This is a genomic window from Streptomyces prasinopilosus, from assembly GCF_001419695.1.
GTDB classification, from domain to species: domain Bacteria; phylum Actinomycetota; class Actinomycetes; order Streptomycetales; family Streptomycetaceae; genus Streptomyces; species Streptomyces prasinopilosus.
On the sequence record NZ_LIRG01000056.1, the window covers coordinates 1 to 5,252 of the forward strand.

Consider the following 5,252-nt stretch of genomic DNA (forward strand, 5'->3'; position numbering starts at 1 on the left):
GTCGGGACCGCCGTCGGCGTCCCGCTCGACCGGGGCCGGGACGATGACGGCGGGCAGGTCGAAGACCCCCTCCGCAGGGGTGAGGTGCCGAGCACAAGGCGCCGCGGACGCATGCCCCGCCCCCCCGGACGCCGGCACCCCGGCACGGGCACCGACCGCAGGAAGAGTCGCCCGATCACGCGGTCGAGGAGATCCGCGCCCTCCCCGACGGCGCACCGGTCCGGCGTCCGCCCTGAGAGCAGCCGGAAGACCTGACCGGAAGGCCGGCCGGAAGAAAACTCCCCCGCCCCGGGTGATCCACGGCCGATCACCGTGACCCGTCGCGCCCCTCCGCGTTGAACGGGAAGCACGGCCGCACCCCCTGCGTCCGTGCTCATCGAACAAGAAGGAGAACGTGATGTCGCGCATCGCGAAGGCCGCCTGCGTCGCACTCGGCACGGGTGCCGTGGCCCTGAGCGGGGCCGGTACGGCTCTGGCGGACGCGGGTGCCCAGGGCGTCGCCTCCCACTCCCCGGGAGTGCTGTCGGGCAACCTCGTCCAGGCCCCGGTCCACGTGCCGGTCAACGTGTGCGGGAACACCGTCAACGTCATCGGCGCGCTGAACCCGGCGTTCGGCAACACCTGCGTGAACGAGGACGGCCAGGGGCACAAGAACCACCACGACGCGTACGGGAACTGACCCCTCGTACGCGTCACCATCAGCAGGACGTCCAGAGCCCCGGCACCTCGAGCGCCGGGGCTCTCGCCGTTCCCGGCACCGTCCCCGAACCCCCGGCCCCCGGGGTCGAGGGGGATCCCCGGCGTCGCCGTCCGGCGCGCGACCATGCCCTTCCGCCGGGATCGCCCACAAATGAGTGATTACGGATGAAAACCGTGATTGCTGGTAATGATGGACTGGTTCGCGCCTTTTCCCCTGTACCGGAGCCGTCCATGCGCACTGCCCTCACCGCCCCCCAGGGTTCACCGAATACGCAACGCCACGGGTTCGCGCCCCCACCGCCGGAGCAGGTGGTGGAGGAGCGGACCCTGGTGTTCGAGGGCTTCGCGTACGAGTGCCGGATCGTCCACCAGGACACCCCGCGAACGGCGCCGCTGCTGCTGCTCGGAGGCTCGTCCCAGAACCGGCACTCCTGGCAGGGGCACGAGAAGTGGCTGGCGCCGTTGTGCACGGTGATCACCGTGGACCTCCCCGGGTACGGCAGTGCGGACTTCCTGCCCGCCCGCTACGGGATCGATTTCCTCGCCGCCGCGGTCCAGCACGTGCTGGTGGAGACCGGGATGCCGCCGGTGAACCTCTTCGGCGGCTGCTTCGGGGAAGTCGTCGGTCTCCGCTTCGCGCAGCTGCACCCCGGATCCGTCCGCCGCATCGTCTTCTGCGGCGCCGCGATGCGCCTCCCCGAGATCTACACCGACGCGATGCCCCGCTTGGCACGTGCGCTGGAACGGGGCGAGACCGCGGCGGCGGCCGGCGGCCTGGTGGAGCTGTTCATGTCGAATCCGGCCGCGGGCCAGGTCCGCCGGCACGCGGCCGTCGCCCGCCTCTTGCACCGTCAGTTCATGAACCAGACGCCGGACGAGCTCGGGAAGGCCGTCGAGCACAACACGCGACTGGTCACGCACGGCTGTTACGAGCCCCTGCCCGTCCCCGACGTGCCGACGCTCGTGTTCACCGGCGAACACGACACCCTGTGCACCCCGCAGATGGGCCGGGAGCTCGCCGCGACGATTCCGGCGGCGCGGTTCACCACGGTCAAGGAGGCGGACCACCTGGTCACGGTCGAGCGACGGCAGGAGTCGTCGGAGCTGATCGGCCGCTTCTGCACCGACCGCCCCATCGACGACCTGCCGTACTGCACTCCCGTGGAGTCGCCCGGCGCCGGCCTCGCCCGCGCGACGGCCCACCGGTGACGGACACACGACGAGTGGCCGGAACCCGGTACCGGGTTCCGGCCACTCTCCGCCGTACGGATGATCCGAAGCGGAATGCCGACGTGAGGGGTACCGCGGGCAACGGCACTCGACCGTCGGAGAGTTCAGGACTTCTCGTCCGGGAGGACGACGCTGTTGGTGCAGGAGACCTCGGCGTTCTCGCCGGAGCAGGTCTGCTTCGAGTTGTTGACGAAGTGGATCTTCCCGTACTGGTCGGTCGTGATCTCCTGCTCGCTCACCTGCACGCAGCGAATCGTGCCCTTTTCGTCCTCGACGCAGTTGTCCGGGTCCTCGGCGCCGAAAGCCTGGACGGAACCGGCGCCGATCAGCGCGAGCCCACCGAGGACCCCCGCCACCGCTGCGAACTTGCTCGACTTCACCATCTACCTTTTTCCTTGACGGTCAACGTGCCGCGAGTGAGCGGCGAAGCCGGCCCGGACATCCGGGCCGGCCGATGTGCCGGGCGGGCCCGGGGCTCGAACGCGCGGCTCGAGTCCCCGGGCCCCGGATCACCTGTGAGGGTGATCAGCCGCCGATGGCGAGGCTGGAGGTGCAGGAGACGGCGTTGGTCTCGGTGTTCTCCGCGTTGCCGAGGCCCAGGATGCCGACCGCCAGGTTGATGTCGTCGATGTTGATCAGACCCTGCTTCGAGTTGTCCTGCACGCAGGTCGTGGTCTGCTCGTTGTTGAGCTCGACCTCGGGCCCGTCGCTGGCGTGACCGACGCCGGCGCCGAGGAATCCGGCACTGCCGAGCATGGCCATGACGACCGCAGCCTTCTGGTACTTGCGCATTAACTTCTCCTTCTGATTTGACACGGTCCGTGATGGCCCGGTCACTTGCAGTCGCTAATCTAGGCGACGATTCCGGCAATTGGTAGACGAAACGCCGTATCGCGCGTTTTTTTCAACAAATCGGCATCACGCCCGGGCGAGGGGGCCTCAGACCCTCTCGCCGCCGAGGAGGGTGCCGTTCACGCAGGAGACCTCGACATCCGAACCGGAGCAGTCCTGCTCCTGCCGGCCGGTGAAGCGGACCTCCCCCTGCAGGTCGGCCGGGAGGCGGTACTCCCTCACCCGCTCGCAGCGGACGCCGCTCCCACCGCTCCCGGCACAGTCGCCGGAGTCCTCGGCGCCGACAGTCCGGACGGCACCGACGCCGATCAGGGCGACACCGGCCAGGAGCCCCACCGCCGTTGCGATCCTCTTCGGCTCGAGCATCTGCCTTTTCCCTGACGGTCGCCCCGCCGCGGTCCGGCGGCGGGACCGGCCCGGAGGTCCGGGCCGGCCGACGTGCCGGGCGGTCCCGGAGCCCGAACGCGCGGTTCGAGCCCCGGGACCCACCTGGATCACCTGAAGGTGATCAGCCGCCGAAGGTGAAGCTGGAGGCGCAGGCCACCGCGTTGGTCTCGGTGTTCTCCGCGTTGCCGAGGCCCAGGATGGCGCCGACACCGGCGTTGACGTCGTCGATGTTGACGAGGCCCTGAACCGAGTTGTCCTGGGCGCAGGCCGTGGTCTGCTCGTTGTTGAGCTTGAACGACGGGTCGTCTCCGGCGTGGCTGACGCCGGCGCCGAGGAACCCGACGCTGCCGAGCATGGCCATGACGACTGCAGCCTTCTGGTACTTGCGCATTGCTTCTTCTCCGATTTCAGAAGTTGACACAACCCGTGTTGGGTCGGTCACCGACAGTGCATAACGTAGGCGACGTCTACGGCTTTGGACAGTCAAAACACCCATGTGCGTAAATTTCTTGCGAAGGCGCACGTCACGGGCCTGTCCACGCGTGTCGACTGCTCCGAAGGCGTGTGTCCGCCCCGGCGCCCGGAACGCCGGGGTCCTTCTCGTGCAGCCGGTTCCGGTGCCGCCTCAGGCGTACCGGTAGATCCGGCCGACGTCCTCCAGTTCGTCCGGCGTCACGTCCCAGGGCGGCAGCTTCTCGTGCCGTGCCACGACCCGGCGGTGCTGCCCGTCGCGGGGGCCCGGCGGTGTCGCGGGGAGGTAGCGGGCCCCGCCGTGCCGGCGCTGCCAGCGGTACCACTGCAGGTCGACGAAGGCGTGGTGCAGCCAGAAGACGGGGTCGTTGACGGAGGCGGCGCCGAGCATGGCCCCGCCGACCCAGCGGTGCACCCGGTTGTGGTTGCGCCAGGCCGCGCCGCCCTGGCCGGTGCCCCAGCCCTCCAGCTTGTTGCGGAAGCCCCGCGTGACCGTCGAGTCCCAGGGAGCCGCGTCGTAGACGGGGTCCCTCAGCGCCCGCTCCAGGTCGCTCGCGGTGGGCAGGTCGAGCGGTTCGCGGCGGCGGCCGAGGTCCCGGGTGAGGAACTCTCCGTCGGTCACGCCCACTTCGATGGTCCAGTCGCCCTGCCGGTGCGCGAACGGCCCCGTCATCACCTGCCGGTCGGACCGGCGCCCGTCGCCGCCGAGGAAGTCCGCCGTCCACGGCGTGGAGGTGGCCGTGCGGTCCCGGGTCCAGTCCCAGTACGGCAGGGTCACCGACGGGTCGACCCGGCGCAGGGCGGTCTCCAGGTCCAGCAGGAACCGGCGGTGCCAGGGCAGGAAGGAGGGCGTCATGTGCGCGGTGCGCAGTCCGCGCTCGCCGTCGGAGGAGAAGTACGCGAGGTGCATCCGCACGAACTCGTCGTACTCGCCCCGTCGTTTGACCTCCAGCAGCGCCTTGACGAAGCGTCGCTTCTCGGCCGCCGTGAGCGTGCCGGCGTCCTTACGCACGTACACCATGCCGGCCCTCCCCGTGCGCGTGTCCCGTGTCCCCCGGCGCCGCCTCACGCAGCCGCTCGCCGGGGCCGAGCGCGTCGACGGCCGCGCGGGCGGCCTCGAGCGGTGTCCGGTAGGAGCAGTAGTGGTCGACCGTGCTCAGCCAGCCGCCGTCGGCGCGGCGCATCAGGTGCAGGGGACGGCCGTCCACCGTGACGTGCCACCGGCCGTCCTCGGCCGCGGTGTGCCCCGGCGTCCACACTCCCCGGAGGCGGCGGCCGCGGTAGGTCTGCGCGAAGGCGGGGGCGGAGCCGCCCGGGGGGTCCGTCTCCGCGGGCCCGGGGCGCGGAGACCGGAAGGCGGCGAGCACCGGAGCCAGGGCGCCGGCGAGGGCGCCGGCCCGCAGGCCCCGTGCCACGTCCCGTCGTGTTCTGCCCGCCGGGCCGGGCGGCGCCGGGCGCGGCGCCGTGTCCCCGGCGCCCGTGGGCGCCGGGTCAATGGGAACATTCATGATCCACTCCTTGTCCGAACGGCTGTCGCCGTTCCAACCGTCGGTCCCGCCGTGCGGTCACCTCCCACGGCGGGGGAACGACGAAGTCGGCCCCCCGGTCCGGAC

General features: G+C 71.0%; 8 protein-coding genes. 2 read left to right on the forward strand and 6 right to left on the reverse strand.

The genetic code is table 11. The features are described 5' to 3' along the window. The first annotated feature begins 397 nt into the window (after window positions 1-397). Both AOK18_RS03495 and AOK18_RS03500 read left to right on the forward strand, forming a co-directional pair. Window positions 398-679: a chaplin gene (locus AOK18_RS03495; RefSeq protein ID WP_055570241.1), complete on the forward strand. Its 282-nt coding sequence runs from the start codon at window positions 398-400 to the stop codon at window positions 677-679. A 251-nt stretch (window positions 680-930) separates the two neighbouring features. Then, a complete protein-coding gene (locus AOK18_RS03500) occupies window positions 931-1,908 on the forward strand; it encodes an alpha/beta fold hydrolase (protein ID WP_055693297.1) in 978 nt (325 codons plus the stop codon). Window positions 1,909-2,033: 125 nt separating this feature from the next. Here AOK18_RS03500 and AOK18_RS03505 read toward each other — a convergent pair whose 3' ends face one another. The 6 genes from AOK18_RS03505 to AOK18_RS03530 all read right to left on the reverse strand — a co-directional run bounded on the left by AOK18_RS03505 (window position 2,034) and on the right by AOK18_RS03530 (window position 5,147). After that, window positions 2,034-2,312 (reverse strand): hypothetical protein, encoded by a 279-nt coding sequence (locus AOK18_RS03505; protein ID WP_055570243.1) that lies wholly within the window; start codon window positions 2,310-2,312, stop codon window positions 2,034-2,036. 142 nt (window positions 2,313-2,454) lie between these two features. Continuing rightward, window positions 2,455-2,721, reverse strand: a complete 267-nt coding sequence (locus AOK18_RS03510) for a hypothetical protein (RefSeq protein WP_055570244.1) — start codon at window positions 2,719-2,721, stop codon at window positions 2,455-2,457. Window positions 2,722-2,868: 147 nt separating this feature from the next. After that, window positions 2,869-3,147 carry a hypothetical protein gene (locus tag AOK18_RS03515; protein ID WP_055570245.1) on the reverse strand — a complete coding sequence of 93 codons (279 nt, stop codon included), beginning with the start codon at window positions 3,145-3,147 and terminating at the stop codon, window positions 2,869-2,871. Window positions 3,148-3,289: 142 nt separating this feature from the next. Further along, entirely contained in the window at window positions 3,290-3,559 is a 270-nt protein-coding gene (locus AOK18_RS03520) for a hypothetical protein (protein WP_055570246.1), read from the reverse strand. 234 nt (window positions 3,560-3,793) lie between these two features. Then, window positions 3,794-4,660: a tyrosinase family protein gene (locus AOK18_RS03525; RefSeq protein ID WP_055570247.1), complete on the reverse strand. Its 867-nt coding sequence runs from the start codon at window positions 4,658-4,660 to the stop codon at window positions 3,794-3,796. After that, window positions 4,644-5,147 carry a tyrosinase family oxidase copper chaperone gene (locus tag AOK18_RS03530; RefSeq protein ID WP_055693298.1) on the reverse strand — a complete coding sequence of 168 codons (504 nt, stop codon included), beginning with the start codon at window positions 5,145-5,147 and terminating at the stop codon, window positions 4,644-4,646. The genes AOK18_RS03525 and AOK18_RS03530 overlap by 17 nt, the downstream gene beginning before the upstream one ends. Window positions 5,148-5,252: the final 105 nt, after the last annotated feature.